A 16,355-nucleotide genomic window follows, 5' to 3' on the forward strand; every position below is an offset into this window, starting at 1 on the left:
CATGTCTCTAGAGTTTTCAAAAAATCTTGCTGCCCACGAAACACCGATCCCCGGCGTCGTTGTCTACGATCTGCCGGTTCATGGGGACAACCGTGGCTGGTTCAAGGAGAACTGGCAGCGCGAGAAAATGGTCGCCCTCGGGCTGCCCGACTTCCACCCGGTCCAAAACAACATTTCGTTCAACGAGAAGGCAGGAACAACCCGCGGCATACACGCCGAGCCCTGGGACAAGTTCATCTCTGTTGCCACCGGCAAAATTTTCGGTGCCTGGGTTGATCTTCGCGAGGGTCCTTCCTTCGGTGCTGTCTTCACTGCGGAACTTGACGCGAGCCAGGCAATTTTCATCCCGCGCGGGGTCGGCAACGCCTTCCAGACTCTCGAGGACAACACTGCTTACACGTACCTTGTAAACGACCACTGGTCAGCGGACGCCCAAGGCCAGTACACCTTCCTGAACCTCGCGGATGAGAGCGCGGCCATTCAATGGCCCATTCCCCTAAGTCAGGCCGAGCTATCGGACAAGGACAAGGCGCACCCGTCCTTGGTCGATGTAGTGCCTATGCCGACCAAAAAGATCTTGGTTGTGGGCGCCAACGGGCAGTTGGGCAAAGCGCTGCGTGACCTGTACGAAGGCGTCGCGTCGGTCGAGTTCGCCGGGCGTGCGGAATTTGATCTGGACAGCACAGCTTCCTTCACGGCGCGGAATTGGAAGACCTACTCCACGATCATCAACGCGGCGGCTTATACCGCCGTTGATGCCGCTGAGACGCCGCGGGGGCGCGCCGAGGCTTGGGCCGTGAACGTCACAGCCGTCTCGCGGCTGGCTAGGACCGCCGTCGAGCATGACCTCACGCTGGTTCACGTCTCCTCGGACTATGTCTTCGACGGCGACCGTGACACCCACGACGAGGATGAACCATTTACGCCGCTGGGCGTGTACGGCCAGACCAAAGCGGCTGGCGACGCGATCGTCGACGTCGTCCCCCGACACTACATCGTGCGCACCAGTTGGGTCATCGGTGAAGGCAACAACTTTGTGCGCACCATGGCGTCCCTTGCTGACCGTGGCATTGAGCCCTCAGTGGTCAACGATCAAGTCGGCCGGCTGAGCTTCACCGAGGATATTGCGGCCGGTATCCGGCACCTGCTCGAGTCCCGCGCGGAGTATGGGACGTACAACCTGAGCAGCGACGGCAAAGCGCAGTCGTGGGCAGACCTCGCTGCAGACGTGTATGAGTTGTCGGGCAAGGGCCGGGCTGCCGTTACCGGAGTAACCACCGCTGAGTACTTCAAGGGGAAAGAGGCGGCGCCACGACCGCTGAACAGCGTGCTGAATCTCACCAAAATCAAGGCCACCGGATATGAGCCGCCGCTGTCGGCTGTCCGTTTGGAGTCCTACATAAAGAACGGACTGAACAAAAAGTGACGGTGCACGCTCGTACCCCTGACACGCTTGTTATCATGCCCGCGTGGAACGAGTCCGAATCCATCGGAAACACTATTCGAGAGGTATTTGAGTTCGGCCCGTCCTGTGATGTTCTGGTCGTCGACGACGGGTCCCGTGATAACACCGCTGAGGTGGCGCGTGAAGCGGGAGCAACTGTGCTCCAACTGCCCTTTAATATGGGCGTTGGAGGCGCAATGCGCACGGGCTTCAAGTACGCTAAGAATCATGGCTACAGCCAGGTAATCCAGGTCGACGCCGACGGGCAACACGATCCCAGGGACATCAAAGCAGTGTTGGACGGCCTCCAGCAGGCGGATATTGCCATTGGTGCGCGGTTCGCCGATAAGGGGAATTACACAGTGCGGGGCCCGAGAAAATGGGCCATGAAAGTGTTGGCCTGGACCATTTCCAAGGTTGCAGGTACCACCTTGACTGATGTCACTTCTGGCTTCCGCGCCGCAAACATGAAAGCGATCCGCCAGTACGTCGATCACTATCCGGCTGAGTATCTGGGCGACACGATTGACTCGCTGGTTGTCGCCATACGCTCCGGCTGTACCGTCAGACAGGTCTCGGTGTCCATGCGTGCCCGCCAAGGTGGCACACCGAGCCACGATCCGATGAAAGCCGCCATATATCTCGGACGCTCAGGAATGGCATTGCTGTTCGCCCTGACGCGAAAAAAGACCGAGCCGTCCACCAACTAGGAATCCAAACATGTCGCTCCTTATGGGCTCCATCGTCGTTGTGGCGATCCTCTTCTTTGTGTTCGAGATGCTCCGCCGGCAGAAATTGCGTGAGAAATACGCTGTTCTGTGGATAGTGATCGGCATCGGCACTCTGCTTCTTTCGGCTTTCCCTTCGCTTTTGGAGAATGCGAGCGGGTTCCTCGGGATTCAGGTTCCTGCGAACCTGCTTTTCATCATGACCTTGGTCCTCTTGGTGGGGGTCTGCCTCCATCTCTCGCGGGAGCAGTCCCAGGCTGAAGACGAGGTCAGGATACTGTGCGAAGAGGTGGCGCTACTGAGAGCTGATCTGGCCACCCTGCGAGACCGCCTCGAGGTAGGACCTACGGGCACCGATCCCGAAGCGGGCCGCTAGAGCGCTCCGGCCAACACGGACACTTCGATTCGAACGAAAAAAGGACGCCCCAAGGGGCGTCCTTTTTTCGTCTTGCTTGGCCTAGCTGACCAGATGCTTTGCGAGCCGGGGCAGCGATTCAAATTTGCCTCTTTTCACCGACTTCAGAATTAGGGATGCAGCATTGAGCCGAGAGGTCGTATGAAAACTTGCGGCCCGCGCCGTCCCTTTCCAACCCAGGCGGCTGAACCGCTCTGACTGCTGCTGAAAAAAGCGTCGCTCTTCATCAAAGCGCCTGCCGTCCAAGGCACGCACTGAGGAGTCCGATGCCGAGTGCCTGCGGTAGAGGAAGGCCAACACAGGATCAACAATCATCGAACCGTTTTCCGCTGCAATGTCCAGCAAAAGGGCGAGGTCCTGGACGACGTCCAGACCTTCGGTAAAACCGATGCGTTTGACTGTCTCAGAGCGCCACGCGAGGGACGGGAAGTACGCCCAATCCGCCCGGATCAGACTTGTGGCCATGGCCTCGCCCTTTAGTTCGATACGCCCGGTAGTTTTGGGCGCGTAAGCCTTTTTCACAGCATCCACAAGCGGCGTGCAGGCGATTCCCTGCTCGTCGATGACCTGCACGCCGGGTTGAATAACATCTGCTTTGGGGTACTCCGCGAAAGCGCTGACCACCATGTCAAGATAATTGGGGAGCATGATGTCATCGGCGCCCATGATGACGACGTACGGAGCCTCCACAAGTGTCAGTGCCTTGCGGTAGTTGCCATTCGCGCCAAGGTTCTGCTCATTCTTCAAGTAGGTCACGCGCGAGTCGGTAATGGTCGAGAACCACCGCTCGGGCTCCGGGTCCGGGTACCCGTCATCAATGACAACCAGGCGCCAGTCCTGGTTCTCCTGATTCATCACGCTGCGCGCGGCGAGTTTCATCTGATCGACATCGCCGTAGTAGGGCAACATTATGTCAACGGTCATGGACCTGAGGTTCCTTCCGTAGTTTCCGCCCGAAGAACTCGGCGGCTGAGTCCCCTCGATTATAGGTGACCGTCCCGCGTCCAGTTCGATTCGCCTGCCTTGCTAGACTGCTGAGGGACCGGCCCCGCCCCGCCGGCGCATAACGGGGGCCCGAATAGAAAGCAATCCTGATGGACCCCAATCCCGGCGTGACTCCCCGTGTGAGTGTGTGCCTGGCTGCCTACAACGGTGCCACCCACATCGAAGAACAGATCAAGTCCATCCTTTCGGAGTTGGATACCCACGACGAACTGATTGTGGTAGACGACAAATCCACTGACGACACCGTTGAAGTAGTACGCAGCATTCAGGATGACCGCGTCCGGATCTTCCAAGCGGCCGTAAATGCCGGGTATGTCCGCACGTTCGAAAGGGCGTTGAGCGAAGCCCACGGGGAGTTCGTGTTCCTCTCCGACCAGGACGACATATGGATCTCCGGCCGTGTTGAAGCCATGATTTCCGCTATGAACGGCAAAGACATGGTCGCGAGCAACTGCAAGCACTTTGACGGTGCCCTTGGCAAGTTCCACGAACTCCGTCTCCGGGCAAAGGACTCCGAACACTCCGTGCGAAACGTCATCGGCATAGTCGTGGGATACCGTCTGCACTGGGGCTGCGCAATGGCTGTCCGCAACCGGATTCTCAACCAGATCCTGCCGTTCCCGCAGCACATGGCCGAGTCGCATGACCAGTGGATCGCCATGGTGGGTAACGTCAACCGTTCCATCGCCTACTTCGAAGCAGACACCATTCTTCACCGCCTGCACGGAGAGAATCTCACGCCGCTCGGGATCCGCTCGGCGTCCAAAATAATTCGCGCCCGCGTGGCGTTTATCCGGAATGTCTTCGAAGCGGTGCGTCGGGCACGCCGGGCGGCAAGGGCAGCATGACAGCCAACGAAGTGTCTGCACGCCTCCAGCAAAACTCGGAAGTCTGCGCCGTTGTGTCCGCTTTCAATCCCGGTCCGGAAAACGTCGAGAATGTGAAGTGGCTGCTCCGCTATGTCAGCAAGGTTGTCATAGTCGATGACGGCTCCCCCGGTGACGTCACTGACATGATGTCCGCCTTCGAGGAACTGGGGGCAGTCGTCATCCGCTTGGACACAAACTCCGGAATCGCGAAGGCGCTCAATACGGGGATCAAAGCAGCACGCGAACGCTGGAACCCTGAATGGGTCGTCACCATGGACCAGGATTCCCGATTCTCGGGTAATTACATCCGCGCCGCGCTGGCAACCGCCTGTTCCTCTTCTCGCCCGGAAACAGTGGGCATGGTCTGCGCCGAGTCCCACAATGGGACGCCGCTTCCCACACTGGGAGGTACCGGAGAGCCGGAAGTCTTCGATCCCATGACGAGCGGCAGCCTGGTCCGTTCTCATGTCTTCGATTCCGTCGGTTACTTCGATGACGACTTCTTTATCGATTGCGTCGACACGGAATTCAACGCACGGCTTCGTGACCATGGCTTCCGGTCGCTGGCCGGTCGTGGCTGCGACCTCAAGCACAGCCTGGGTAATGCCAGGCCCATGAAAATCTTTGGGTGGCGAGTCCGCGTTGGGCAGAAAAAGCTGAACGTCTACTACCACCCTCCGTTCCGCGTTTATTACATAACCCGCAATTCATTGGTCATGGCCCGGCGGTTCGGCCGACGGCAACCGGCATGGGTACTTCGTCGCTTGTACATGGAAGTCCAGAGCCACATCGTCCGTTTCGTTTACGGGCCCAACAGACGAAAGCATCTCATTGCGGCCATCGCCGGAGCCAAGGATGCCCTGAGAGGCCGCATGGGTAAGATCGATGACGCCCTTGCCGCCCGTTTACGCTGAACCCGTGCCAGATCAGCCATTGAAGATCGAGAGAGTACCGTGAGCAACAACGCACGCAAGATTTTTGTCCTCTACCACCGCGGTCTGCGCACCGGGGGCCCGGAAGCGTTGCACCAGCTGGTGTCAACGCTCCGTGAGTTAGGGCAAGACGCATTTCTTGTGCCTCACTACACCACCGCTGCGACACCCCGCGTTGCCGAGTACTCCATATATGACGCGCCGGAAGCCGACGCCATCGAAGACATACCGGGCAACGTCGTGGTCGTGCCGGAAACTTTCATTGAGGACGTGTTCGCTTACAAGCACGCCAAAAAGATGATCTGGTGGTTGAGCGTCGACAATGCCCTGCCTTTCATGGGTGAGCGGCTCTGGCAGCGAACCCCCGGAGGACTGGCAACAAAGATTCGAGCAACCTGGGTGCCGTTCCTGCGTATGCTGAAGCACCGGGACGCCCCGTTCCAAATGCGGCAGCGACGTGACATCGTGCACTTGGTGCAGTCCTCGTATGCTTGGTCCTTTGTCGCCAGCCGGCTTAACACCGTCCCTTCACTGCTTTCGGATTTCACTCCGCAGGGTGAATTCGCTCCAGCGGATGGAGCAAAACGTAACCCTCGACTGGTGACCTATAACCCAGCAAAGGGAGCACACATCATCGATGCCGTAAAGAAGGTTTGCGACCCTGCTATTGAATGGTTGCCGATCCAAGGCATGACGCGTTCAGAAGTAGTCGACGCCCTGCAGACGTGTGGCGTCTACCTGGATCTAGGGCATCACCCCGGCAAGGACAGGATGCCTCGTGAAGCTGCACTGTCCGGTGCGTTGGCACTTGTTGCGCGCCGCGGTTCAGGAGCTTATTTCGCTGACGTCCCGATTCCGTGGGAGCACAAAATCATGCCGGACGAACAGGAAGTGGCTGCTACTGCCGCCGCACTCCCCCGGCTGATGGACAACCTCCCGGAGGAGATCCGTAAGCAGGATTCCTATCGTTCTGCCATTCTGGCCGAGCGGGACCGCTTCCGTAGGGAAGTGACGGACATCTTTGTCAATAACCGGCTCGGCAAGGATGCATATGACTACATGTAATCTGCGTAGTCCTCAGACAGGACTATTAACAGCATGATCAAGAGGATAGCCGCGTTTGCGGGATTACCGCTTCTATCGTCGCTGGCATCCTTCATCCTGCTTCCAATCGTTGCCAGGGTAGGCGGGGCGCCGGTATGGACCGCACTCGCGCTCGGCCAAGCTATAGGAGCCATCGCCGCGATCGTCGTAGGTCTTGGCTGGTCCCTGACTGGGCCGGCCGCCGTTGCATCCTCGTCGGATGAAACCGTCCGACGCCGTCACTACGCCGTAAGTTTTGCAACACGCTCACTGGCACTGCTCGGCACCATCCCGCTGATGTTTGTTGCCCTCACCTTGGCAGGGAATCCCGCCAACTTCTGGCTAGCCTTCCTTATGGCCTGCGCTCAGGCGGCTTCCGGCCTGACGCCTGCGTGGTATTGCATTGCGACCGGCCAGCCAGGGAGGATCGCCAAGTATGACGTCATTCCCCGCATGGTCGCAACCCTTGGTGTAATCCCCTTCCTTCTGGCCACCGGGCATGTAGTCGTCTACCCGGCGGCTCTATTGGTGCTGGGCCTAACCGGGACGCTGTTCTTCAACGCGCACCACACACAAAGGGACGATTTTCAAGGCCTTTCTATTGCCCGTATTATCCGCGAGATCTGGGCTCTTCGCACTGGTGCAGGAGTCACTCTGGCTGCTGGCTCTTATGCCTCTACGCCTATCATCATTGTCCAATTCATGGCCGCCTCCGGGGGGTTGGCGGCGTTTGTCTCGGCAGAAAAGTTGTATCGCATCGGCCTCCTTGCCACAGCAGCTCTCGGAAACAGCCTGCAGGGCTGGGTGAGCGACTTTGCCGGCGACCACGCCCGCCGCAGGAAGTACTCCCTAATTGCACTATCCGGGCTTGGACTGATGGGGTGGCTGTTGCTCGCTGTTGCCGGCCCTTGGGCAACGGCGCTGCTTTTCAGCGAGGCGCTGACCGCCGATTTCTGGACCTGCTTCTGGTTTGGGCTGTCGTTTCTTTTGGTCTGTGTTACGAGCTCGACCGGCGCCCACTGGCTGGTTCCCGCAAAACGCATGCGAACAGTGTTGTCCAGCACCGTTTCCGGCGCCGTAGTGGGGGTGCCAGCCATGATCATCCTGACGGGTCTGTTCGGTGGCCAAGGCGGCGCACTCGGGCTCGCCCTCGGCGAAATTGTCGTCACCGCGATCCAAATGCGCGTCGTTTTGCATCTGCTTAGGGAGCCTGAATCGGATAGCGCGTCGAAGCAGGCCGCCTCATGACGTGGCTCGGCTTTCTGCCAGTGGTCCTTCTGGCCGTGCTCTTGATCTATGTGCCCGGCGCCGCGATTGCCTCATGCTTGAAATTCAGGCCGGTATCTGTGATCGGAATGGCACCACTGAACTCTACGGCGGCCGCAGGCCTTGCCGGGACGCTTGCCGGCCTGCTGAAAGTCCCTTGGAGCATCCTTCCGTACCTCGTCATTTGTGCAGTCTTGGCCGGACTTTCCCTTCTCATCACGCGCCGCACAGCGTGGCCGGTGGCAAAAGTATCAGGGCGGGGATGGCTACCGTACCTTGCCGTGACCATCGCCGTCGCCTGCATTACGTGGAGATTCACGCAGTTGGTCGGTTCGCCGGGCAACCCGGCACAAGTATTCGACAACGTATTCCATCTCAATGCAATTCGCTTCATCCTCGATACCGGAAACGCGTCGTCCTTGACACTGGCTTCGCTCCAGGGCGTTACCGGTCTGGACGCTGTATACCCCGCGGCGTGGCACTCCGTGGCCGCCCTTCTTGTGCAGTTAACAGGCACTGACATCCCAACTGCCCAGAACGCGGTAAATCTGGTTATCGCTGCCGTCATCTGGCCGGTATCGTGCCTGTATCTGGTTACTTCCACCATCTCTCGGAGACCAGCAGCCCTGGTTCTCACATCAATTGTCGCCAGCGCCCAAGTGGCCTTCCCATATCTGATGATTGTCTGGGGTCCCCTGTTTCCCTACGCGTTGGCGGTCAGCATGCTGCCTGCCGCGACTGTGGCCGTCTTGGCGCTGTGCGGCCTAAGCCGCACCCACGGTGAAACCCGCGTGGCCGGTGCTGCCACCCTCGCTCTCGCCGTAGGCGGGCTCGCCTTCGCACACACGAGTTCTATCAATACTCTCCTGGCCATCGCCACGCCGATATTGCTTTTCCTGTGGTGGCAACGGGTCAGGTTTCTGGCCCCTTGGCGGTCTCCGGGACTCCGTCACAGTTTATTCGCATTGACCACGCTCTTCACGCTCGGCCTGGCAGCCGTGTCCTGGCTCAAACTTCGGCCGGCCCCCTACGACAATTGGGGTCCGACGGTGAAGCCCGGGGCTGCGGTAGGGGAAGTACTAACAGTAAGTCCCATGCAGCTGGCGATACCCGCCGTCGTCGTATCTGTGCTTTCCGTTAGCGGCCTGTACGTTGTAATCCGCTACCGCAGACACTTGTTGCTGGCCGCTTCGTACGCCGTAGTTGCTGCACTTTACGTCATAGCCGCAGCGGCTCCCACAGGCGCAATTCGGGACGCACTCGTTGGCACCTGGTATCAGGACACGTATCGGCTGGCAGCCCTTCTGCCATTGTTCGCAACACCCCTGTCAGTCGTTGGCGGACTTCACTTTTGGGATATGAGCTGCAAGTCCCGGACGGCTGTCAGGGTTACATCCGCTCTTGAGCGACGCTTTGCCTCAGTGCGTGGACGAGGTCCTTCCTTTGTGGCGGCGTCAGTCGTCGTAGTGGTGGCCTTGTTGGCAACATTCGTGGGACCCACATCGCATTACATTTCCGGGGCCTCGGCGGTTTATAGGTTTGACACCCATTCGGACATGCTAACCGCGGAAGAACGCGCCCTGCTGGCACGTGTCGCTGATCATGTTCCGCCTGACTCCGTTATTGCCGATAACCCATGGAATGGGAGCTCTTTGGCCTATGCGTATGCCGGGCGACGAGTGTTAACCCCGCACCTTTTCGCCGGCAAGGACGGACTTCGTGAACTCATCAACGAACGGCTGAAGTACGAACCCACTGATCCTGGGGTGTGCGATGCCCTTCGTCGCACGAAAGTGGAGTTTGTTTTGGACTTCGGTAGCAAGTACATGATTGACCTGGACGGATCCAGGGATTTCCCTGGTGTTACGGACATTGGCAACGCCGCCGGCTTTGAATTGTTGGATTCGGAAGGACCCGATGCCAAGCTCTACCGGATCACTTCGTGCAGATAAAAACGGGAGTAGCCACCGTTACGTGTTCGTGTCGGGCGGTATGGCAGCGTGGCACTAGTCTGGAGTGGTGATTTCTGTTTCTAGGCGAAGTGTCAGACTCTACGTTGCGGCGGCGTTAACGGGCATGCTCTCCCTGTCAGGGTGCTCTCATTCTCCGAATGGCGTAGTTCAGGGTGCTCTTACTGGAATAGGCGGCCAATCTGCTCAGGGGGCCGTCAGCGCGTGGAGCGTCTCGTGGAGCAACCAAGTCAAGGGCGCGTCCGTCAGCTACTCCCCCGATGGAGCCAGCGCCGGGCTGAAGGCCTTCCGTGACGGTCAAGCTCATTTTACCGCAAGCGGAAAACCTCTACCCGACACCGAAACAGCAACCATCACAGGTCTTTGCACTTCAGCTGGAGCCCTGTCCCTCGTTGCCGGCGTCCTCCCGGTAGGGGTCGCGGTCAAAATCGACGGAATCAACGACCTTGTGCTCGATGCCCCGACCTTGGCGGCAATCTTACGCGGCCATGTAGACCGTTGGAACGACCCGCAGATCGCCGCGTTGAACGCTGAGCAATCTCTGCCAGACCGGAAGATTGAAGTACTTGCCGAAGAGGGGCCATCGGAAACAACGCGCGCGGTCAACACTTACCTGGCGAAGTCGTTGGGTGCGTCCTGGAGCCCTCCCCAGCCGGACCGGTGGCCTACAGATGTTAAGGGACTGACTGGTTCCCAGCCACGCGACCTAGCAAACAAACTGGACGACACGGAGGGCGGCATGGCCGTCCTCGACGGAAGCATCATCGGTAACCGTTTCGTCGCCACTCAGCTGATTTTTGACGGGCACGCCCGAAAGATGGACGCAGCATCAGTTGTGGACGCAGTCGCCGCAGGTGAGGTGACGGCAATGCCGCGATCCGTTGTCCAAGACTTGGACTACAGTGCGGGCTATGGATTAGCGACGGTGATCTACGTGAATGTCTGCAAGCAGTACATTGAGGAACCCCTTGACCGCCTGGCCCGGTCTTTTGGCGAAACACTGCTTGGTGAGAAAGCTCAGAAAGACGCCAATTCCTATTCCTTTGTCATGTCCCCGAGCAAGAGGGCCATCAATGAGGGCCTAGCGCTCGTACGCACAATCGGAGACGCACGATGAGCATTACCAGTCCGCCGGCAAAAGGCCCGTCACTTCCAAAGCCCCTTCGGACGTTCGCGCTTCTGACCGGCTTGTTCGCTGTGCTCTTGGGTTTGTGGTCTGCCGCGACGCCCCTCATGGGCTTTCCAGATGAGCCAGCGCACACTATCAAAGCTGCCGCGGTTGTACGTGGCCAGGTCTTGGTTGAGGAAGGCACTTCATTCGGCCACGGCGTCCATGTCAAAGTTCCCGACTACATCGCCAACCTGCACGGTCAGGGCTGCTACAAGTTCAATCGAGGGCAGGCCGCGGACTGTGCCCCACTGGTCTACGCGGATGATACCTACATGAACATCGGCGTTACCTCCGCCGCATCGTACAATCCCATGTACTACTGGCTGGTAGGGCTTCCGACATTAGTCATTTCAGGCGCGCCCGCAATCTATGCAATGCGGCTTATCAGCGCATTGTTTTGCGCCGCCTTCTTCGCCGCGGGCTTCACGGCGTTGACCGAGTTGAGACGGCCCCAATATGCCGTAGCGTCAGCTGCGCTCGCCACCACGCCAATGGTCCTGTTCCTGGGTGGCGGCATCAATCCGAATTCAATCGAGATTGCAGCCACCATGGCCGCTTTCTCCGGATTCGTGGTGGTTCTGGACAACTGGCGAAATACCAAGCTCGTAATTCCTGCGCTTGCGTCAGTTGCAGCCTCCACGGTTGTCTTAGCAAACGCCCGCCAGATATCGCTGGTATGGCTCCTGTGCGCCCTTGTCGCCGGAATGTGCTCCTTTACTTTCCGGCGCACCCTTCAGGTGTTCTACGACCGGCGAGTCCTCATTGCCGTGGCGCTAGCCGTTCCAGGAACCCTACTTGGTCTTTACTGGACGTGGATCGCTGCCCACGGACCAGCAAATGTCGGAGTAGCGCCCGACGGCATCGCCAGTCCGCACCCCGATGCTCCCCTGTATCGCGCCTTCATGATCATGCTGGACCGTACCTACGATTTCTTTCCCCAATACATAGGTGTAATGGGTTGGCTGGACACGCCTGTGCCTGAGCTCGTCATGTTGGTGTGGGGCGCCCTCATGGTCGCGGCGCTCGTTGTTCCTTTCTGTATCCGGCCCCTCCGCAGCTGGACTGGCTACTGGGTGGCATTGGTATTGTTGTATATCGTGCCGGCGCTGTTACAAACTGCACTGTGGCGCTCCATGGGATTCATCTGGCAAGGTCGATACACATTGCCGCTAGTCGTTGTCGTATTCATTACCGTTGGGCTTGGCCTCCGACGACTCCGTTTCGCGAATAGTGACCCAGCTGCAAATATAGCGCGCACGGTATTCTGGCTTATAGGCGGATGCCATACGCTGGCGTTCGTATATGTTCTTCGGCGCTACGTGGTGGGCATCAGCGAGTCCGCGAACTGGCAGACTTTGTTTTCGTCCCCGGATTGGCAACCACCCTTCGGCTGGCTGGTGTTGACCGTGCTCTACCTTGCCGCTACGGCTGCGGGCGTGGAGATATTGTTCCGTTACCTCTACCCTGGGCACAGCCTCTTTAGACGACGGAAGTCGCTGCCAGCCCTTGCCAGTGTCACCGTCGACCAGGTCGCGGCTCGGACTGCCGCCGAGCCGGTTGATTCGGACGTCCGCGCGAACACTGCCTGATTTGCCCATCACAAGTGGGCTGGACATGCGGAGAGGGCTTCCTCGTTTCAGGGTTGACGGTCCGCGCTCGCCGCCCTTGGCCGTGCAGGGTGAAACCCGGGGAGTACCACGGGCAAACGACGCCACAAGCAACTGCTTTTGCGCCGAATCCCCGGTGTGCAGACTGGTTTAGGGTCTCGGGCGACTTTGGGCCAACCAGATGCCTGTCGCCCTCTGGCCGCCACACTGAAACACGGCCCAGCTCCTCTAAGCCTCGCGAATCACTCGCTCATAGAAACGTAGTTGGCTGGCCCGCTGAAGGAATCGTTCTCGTCGGGCATTGCCGTCTCGGGACTACCTGAAGCAGCAAGCTGCACGGTCGGTGGACTTGTTATCTGGGCCTTCGGGTTAAGGCATGGTTCATCGATTTTGATCCGGTAGGGGCCGGTGACCGCTAGCTGCGAGCAGGCAGCTGATTCTGTGGTTGGGGAAGCTGCGGTAGCCACGGGCGATTCTGCGGGTAGTTTCGATGACTCCGTTGATTGCTCCTGTGGATCTATTCGAGGCGCCTTTCGTGTCGAAATAGGCCAAGATCGCGCTCTTCCATTGCTTGAGTGTGCGGCAAAGGAGGCGACTTCCGGGATCGGCATGTCGAGAACGAGGCGATGACTTCATTCACGAGGTCTCGGCCACGTTCCGCTCTAGCGTGGTAGATGTGGCGGAGCTTCTGGTAGCACTGCCAGGCGAGGGTGACTTCGTAGTCGGGGTCCCCAAGGTGAGTTTCGCGTCCAGCCGGGCGGATTGTTTGTCGGTGAGGCGTCGGCGCCGTGTCGATCTGCAGCGGCCTGCGGATGCCGTAGAGCGGATCTCCCTTGCGGCCGGTGGCACATCGCTGACACTGCTGAACCCTGCGGCGGACTTCATCGACCATGGCTGAACCTCGCTTGACGACGAAAGGCGTCCTGAACAGTGATGGCTTCGGGCAGTTCGTCGCGGATCGCGTTCGCGTACCCGGGGAAGGGATCCAGTGCCGCCGTTTTGATCCCGGCGTGACGATGTGCGACGAGACATCTCGTCGACGCCGAGCGCATTCACCCTGACACGCCGCCCGTGATGCCGATGCGTCTCGTGGCCTCTGCCTTGATGCGTCCCAGACATTGTGCCAGGAAACGCAGAACTGGTGCGCCAGGGCTGAGTCCGAGGTGTCGAGACGCTGCAGCGCCTCGGTCGCCCGCCCGACTGCCCTGGCGGTCGGTTTCCCCCGCGGTCCAGCCAGCGGATGCTCCTCACTGATGGTGTTTCCCCGGGCAGTCCGGGTCCCGCGCCACCATACCCGCTTGGCCCACATCAGCCGCACCGGCCTACCGAAACAGGCAATGTCATGACGCCGGGCCTGCCGGAGTCCGTGGCCGACCGCGGCGACTCCGGCACTCCGGCGAAGTCCCCGGTCTCGACGCCCAGAACCATGCCGGCCTCGGTTGCCGTGACGGAGCGAAGGTGGATGCCCTCGACAAGGAGGAGAGTATCGGCGCGCGTGCACCAGCGGCCACCGGAACAAGACCTAGAGTTATTCATGTCAGGGGTTTCTTTTGGGTATTGGTTTTGCTTGGTAGCTACCAATCCAAGAGGCCCTGACCTCTTTCCATCCGGCCCACGCCAGCAGCACGCCGCGCGGGCGCGCCTTAGACAGCTCTAACCATGGCCATCTGCGATGAGCCTGTTATCCGCTATCGCAAACGACTGCTGTTTTCGTTGAGGTACATCTTCGGGTTTGCCAAGACGGTCCAATTAAGACTTTCTGGAGCTTTCGCTGCTCTTGAAAATCCAGTGACGGTAAAGAAAATAGTTCCAGACCGTGGTCAGGATAGTTGAAGTCGCCTTGCCCACCATGTACGACCACCCCAACGTGTCAAAGCCTGTCACGATAACGTCGCTCACCAGAATGTTTACGACTACCAACAGGACATATTTCATCGCGCTAATGCCGCGGTTGTTGGTCGCCTGGAAGGTAAAAATGCGCTGGAGCAAGAAATTGAAGATAAGGCTGACGACAAAAGCAACTGGTGTTGCAATCCAGAGCTCGACCCCAAGAAACTCGTGGAGGAAGACAAGAAGGCCCAGATCCAAGGCAAAAGAGAGGCCCCCGACGACGAGGAACCTGACCACTGAAGATGCAACGATCCAGCGCACCCATGCCCGTGCCCGCGGGTAGTTAGGCTCCTCATCCTCGCGTGGTTCTGACGCACGCAACGGTGAACTCGGCATTTGTGGTGGTCCTCTCCCGGACGAAACGGAGAATCCCGACAATCAGCAGCCGACCTCCAAGTAAGGTTAAAACTATCATGCGAACTTCCCTACTCCTCAGGCCAGCACCCAGCCTCCAGGCTGTCCGTGTTCGTCCTGGACAGCTACGTGTCCTTTTCCTTGCCTGGCTTCTCATCGGCGCGGCCGGCACCATATGGTGTTTCGCATCGCCGTTGATGTCCATACCGGACGAGCCTGCCCACACAGTTAAGGCCGCTGCGGTCGCTCGCGGACAGCTAAGCGGAACCAGCTCCGGAATACAGGGGGAGCCTTTATCGGTCCAGGTGCCAGGTTTCATCGCACAACTTCACAGGTACAGTTGCTTCGCTCAGCATTCAGACATCACCCCTGCCTGTTCGCCGACCATCGACGCTTCAGACCGTGGTTGGACTACAGCAAAGACCTCCGCGGGTAACTACAACCCCGTTTACTACGGCATTGTAGGCATCGGCAGCCGTGGACTAAGTGGAGAGCCGGCCCTGTATGCGATGCGGCTTATTAGTACGTGGGTAACTGCCTTCTTCCTGGCATCCGTCGTAAGCGCGGCATCGTCGCTGCGTAGATTCCAGCTGCCAGTCATAGCTGTGGGGGTATCACTAACCCCCGCAGTCCTGTTTTTGGCCGGCTCCATAAATCCCAACGCCATCGAGATAGGCGCCACCGCCGCGCTTTTCATGAACTTGTGTGCCATCTTCGAGCAGTCAGCCGGCAAAATCAGAATTCACACCCTGAACGTGGCCACCGGCGCATTGTCCGGGATGCTACTTGCCAACACCCGGCCGTTGGCGCTTGTGTGGCTGTGCCTGGCGGCCCTGGCCGCACTACTCTGCTACGGATTCCCTGCTCTCCTCCGGGCCCTCAAGGATTGGCGGTTCGTCACAGCCCTCGGATCAGTTTTCCTGTCATGTCTCTTTGCCTTGTGGTGGATCGTTTCTGCGAAGAGTTTTGACAGCCTTCTGGCTGGCCCACCAATGCCAGGTGACCAGGCGGCACTGGCTATGCTGGACAAATCAATAGGATTCATGGTCGAGTACGTCGGGGTGCTGGGTTGGCTCGACACCATGCCGCCTGCGGGAACGCTTTACGCGTGGGTGCTTGGGTTCGGGGTTTTGCTTTTCCTGGCTTTTACAGCCCGCCCCGTTCGTGCACGATGGGTCATGTTACTGATGGTGATCGCAGTGATCGCGGTCCCGACGGTGTTGCAGGCATCCTCAAGCGAGAAACTTGGATGGATTTGGCAGGGCCGATACGCCCTAGCGATGGTGCTTACCATGCTTCTGGCTGCAGGTGTAGCGGCAAGATTCCGGCCATTCAGGATTACGCCTTGGCGGAAGTCTGCTATCCGATGGGGCGTTATACTCGGAGTCCTTGCCCACCTATACGTCTTCCTTGAAGGCCTCCGACGCTACACCGTAGGCATTCACGGTCTGTATATCAACTGGGGCGAGATGTTCGAGCCTCAGTGGCAACCGCCATTTTCCTGGCAAGGTCTAACAGTCGCATACGTTTTGGTCCTCTCGGTTGCGGGCGTCTGTCTTTACCGACTGCTGACGGTCAGAGGGACCCAGGCCGCCGCTTGAATACGGCCTCTGGATGAGTA

At 59.0% G+C, this 16,355-nt stretch carries 15 protein-coding genes; 11 read left to right on the forward strand and 4 right to left on the reverse strand.

Going from position 1 to position 16,355, the window contains the following annotated elements; genetic code table 11:
- The first annotated feature begins 1 nt into the window (after window position 1).
- Genes QFZ36_RS05070 through QFZ36_RS05080 form a run of 3 tightly spaced genes read left to right on the forward strand, consistent with a single transcriptional unit; the run spans window position 2 to window position 2,548 of the window.
- Window positions 2–1,426, forward strand: a complete 1,425-nt coding sequence (locus tag QFZ36_RS05070) for a bifunctional dTDP-4-dehydrorhamnose 3,5-epimerase family protein/NAD(P)-dependent oxidoreductase (RefSeq protein WP_306634413.1) — start codon at window positions 2–4, stop codon at window positions 1,424–1,426.
- Window positions 1,423–2,154 (forward strand): glycosyltransferase family 2 protein, encoded by a 732-nt coding sequence (locus QFZ36_RS05075; protein ID WP_373427019.1) that lies wholly within the window; start codon window positions 1,423–1,425, stop codon window positions 2,152–2,154. The genes QFZ36_RS05070 and QFZ36_RS05075 overlap by 4 nt, the downstream gene beginning before the upstream one ends.
- A gap of 10 nt (window positions 2,155–2,164) precedes the next feature.
- Entirely contained in the window at window positions 2,165–2,548 is a 384-nt protein-coding gene (locus QFZ36_RS05080; RefSeq protein ID WP_306634415.1) for a DUF2304 domain-containing protein, read from the forward strand.
- 81 nt (window positions 2,549–2,629) lie between these two features.
- On the opposite strand, the gene QFZ36_RS05085 is transcribed toward QFZ36_RS05080, so the two are convergent.
- Complete coding sequence (locus QFZ36_RS05085; RefSeq protein ID WP_306634417.1) at window positions 2,630–3,511, reverse strand: glycosyltransferase family 2 protein; 882 nt, start codon at window positions 3,509–3,511, stop codon at window positions 2,630–2,632.
- Window positions 3,512–3,681: 170 nt separating this feature from the next.
- Between QFZ36_RS05085 and QFZ36_RS05090 the strand changes: the two genes are divergently transcribed.
- The 7 genes from QFZ36_RS05090 to QFZ36_RS05120 all read left to right on the forward strand — a co-directional run bounded on the left by QFZ36_RS05090 (window position 3,682) and on the right by QFZ36_RS05120 (window position 12,472).
- Window positions 3,682–4,440, forward strand: a complete 759-nt coding sequence (locus QFZ36_RS05090; protein WP_306634419.1) for a glycosyltransferase — start codon at window positions 3,682–3,684, stop codon at window positions 4,438–4,440.
- The gene (locus QFZ36_RS05095) at window positions 4,437–5,375 is read left to right on the forward strand and encodes a glycosyltransferase (RefSeq protein ID WP_306634421.1); all 939 of its coding nucleotides are present in this window, start codon (window positions 4,437–4,439) and stop codon (window positions 5,373–5,375) included. The genes QFZ36_RS05090 and QFZ36_RS05095 overlap by 4 nt, the downstream gene beginning before the upstream one ends.
- A gap of 39 nt (window positions 5,376–5,414) precedes the next feature.
- A complete protein-coding gene (locus QFZ36_RS05100) occupies window positions 5,415–6,458 on the forward strand; it encodes a hypothetical protein (RefSeq protein ID WP_306634423.1) in 1,044 nt (347 codons plus the stop codon).
- A gap of 33 nt (window positions 6,459–6,491) precedes the next feature.
- Entirely contained in the window at window positions 6,492–7,724 is a 1,233-nt protein-coding gene (locus QFZ36_RS05105; protein WP_306634426.1) for a lipopolysaccharide biosynthesis protein, read from the forward strand.
- Window positions 7,721–9,694 (forward strand): DUF6541 family protein, encoded by a 1,974-nt coding sequence (locus tag QFZ36_RS05110; RefSeq protein ID WP_306634428.1) that lies wholly within the window; start codon window positions 7,721–7,723, stop codon window positions 9,692–9,694. The genes QFZ36_RS05105 and QFZ36_RS05110 overlap by 4 nt, the downstream gene beginning before the upstream one ends.
- Before the next feature lie 67 nt (window positions 9,695–9,761).
- Window positions 9,762–10,829, forward strand: a complete 1,068-nt coding sequence (locus QFZ36_RS05115; protein ID WP_306634430.1) for a substrate-binding domain-containing protein — start codon at window positions 9,762–9,764, stop codon at window positions 10,827–10,829.
- Entirely contained in the window at window positions 10,826–12,472 is a 1,647-nt protein-coding gene (locus QFZ36_RS05120) for a DUF2142 domain-containing protein (protein ID WP_306634432.1), read from the forward strand. Before QFZ36_RS05115 ends, QFZ36_RS05120 begins: the two co-directional genes overlap by 4 nt.
- 399 nt (window positions 12,473–12,871) lie before the next feature.
- Here QFZ36_RS05120 and QFZ36_RS20920 read toward each other — a convergent pair whose 3' ends face one another.
- From QFZ36_RS20920 to QFZ36_RS05130, 3 genes are all read right to left on the reverse strand, one after another.
- On the reverse strand, window positions 12,872–13,126 hold the full coding sequence (locus tag QFZ36_RS20920) for a transposase (RefSeq protein WP_373427020.1): 255 nt from the start codon (window positions 13,124–13,126) through the stop codon (window positions 12,872–12,874).
- A gap of 672 nt (window positions 13,127–13,798) precedes the next feature.
- Window positions 13,799–14,026: a hypothetical protein gene (locus QFZ36_RS05125; RefSeq protein WP_306634434.1), complete on the reverse strand. Its 228-nt coding sequence runs from the start codon at window positions 14,024–14,026 to the stop codon at window positions 13,799–13,801.
- A gap of 213 nt (window positions 14,027–14,239) precedes the next feature.
- On the reverse strand, window positions 14,240–14,716 hold the full coding sequence (locus tag QFZ36_RS05130; protein WP_306634435.1) for a GtrA family protein: 477 nt from the start codon (window positions 14,714–14,716) through the stop codon (window positions 14,240–14,242).
- A gap of 77 nt (window positions 14,717–14,793) precedes the next feature.
- On the opposite strand from QFZ36_RS05130, the gene QFZ36_RS05135 reads away from it, so the two are divergent.
- Entirely contained in the window at window positions 14,794–16,335 is a 1,542-nt protein-coding gene (locus QFZ36_RS05135) for a DUF2142 domain-containing protein (protein ID WP_306634437.1), read from the forward strand.
- The last annotated feature ends 20 nt before the right edge of the window (window positions 16,336–16,355 follow it).

It is taken from the genome of Pseudarthrobacter siccitolerans (assembly GCF_030823375.1).
Classification (GTDB): domain Bacteria; phylum Actinomycetota; class Actinomycetes; order Actinomycetales; family Micrococcaceae; genus Arthrobacter; species Arthrobacter siccitolerans_A.

Bases quoted from the DNA above. Each gene is read 5' to 3' on its own strand.
- QFZ36_RS05070 (WP_306634413.1), top strand. From the start codon at position 2: ATGTCTCTAGAGTTTTCAAAAAATCTTGCTGCCCACGAAACACCGATC.
- QFZ36_RS05080 (WP_306634415.1), top strand. From the start codon at position 2,165: ATGTCGCTCCTTATGGGCTCCATCGTCGTTGTGGCGATCCTCTTCTTT.
- QFZ36_RS05085 (WP_306634417.1), bottom strand. From the start codon at position 3,511: ATGACCGTTGACATAATGTTGCCCTACTACGGCGATGTCGATCAGATG.
- QFZ36_RS05090 (WP_306634419.1), top strand. From the start codon at position 3,682: ATGGACCCCAATCCCGGCGTGACTCCCCGTGTGAGTGTGTGCCTGGCT.
- QFZ36_RS05095 (WP_306634421.1), top strand. From the start codon at position 4,437: ATGACAGCCAACGAAGTGTCTGCACGCCTCCAGCAAAACTCGGAAGTC.
- QFZ36_RS05105 (WP_306634426.1), top strand. From the start codon at position 6,492: ATGATCAAGAGGATAGCCGCGTTTGCGGGATTACCGCTTCTATCGTCG.
- QFZ36_RS05110 (WP_306634428.1), top strand. From the start codon at position 7,721: ATGACGTGGCTCGGCTTTCTGCCAGTGGTCCTTCTGGCCGTGCTCTTG.
- QFZ36_RS05120 (WP_306634432.1), top strand. From the start codon at position 10,826: ATGAGCATTACCAGTCCGCCGGCAAAAGGCCCGTCACTTCCAAAGCCC.
- QFZ36_RS20920 (WP_373427020.1), bottom strand. From the start codon at position 13,126: ATGAAGTCATCGCCTCGTTCTCGACATGCCGATCCCGGAAGTCGCCTC.
- QFZ36_RS05125 (WP_306634434.1), bottom strand. From the start codon at position 14,026: ATGAATAACTCTAGGTCTTGTTCCGGTGGCCGCTGGTGCACGCGCGCC.
- QFZ36_RS05130 (WP_306634435.1), bottom strand. From the start codon at position 14,716: ATGCCGAGTTCACCGTTGCGTGCGTCAGAACCACGCGAGGATGAGGAG.
- QFZ36_RS05135 (WP_306634437.1), top strand. From the start codon at position 14,794: ATGCGAACTTCCCTACTCCTCAGGCCAGCACCCAGCCTCCAGGCTGTC.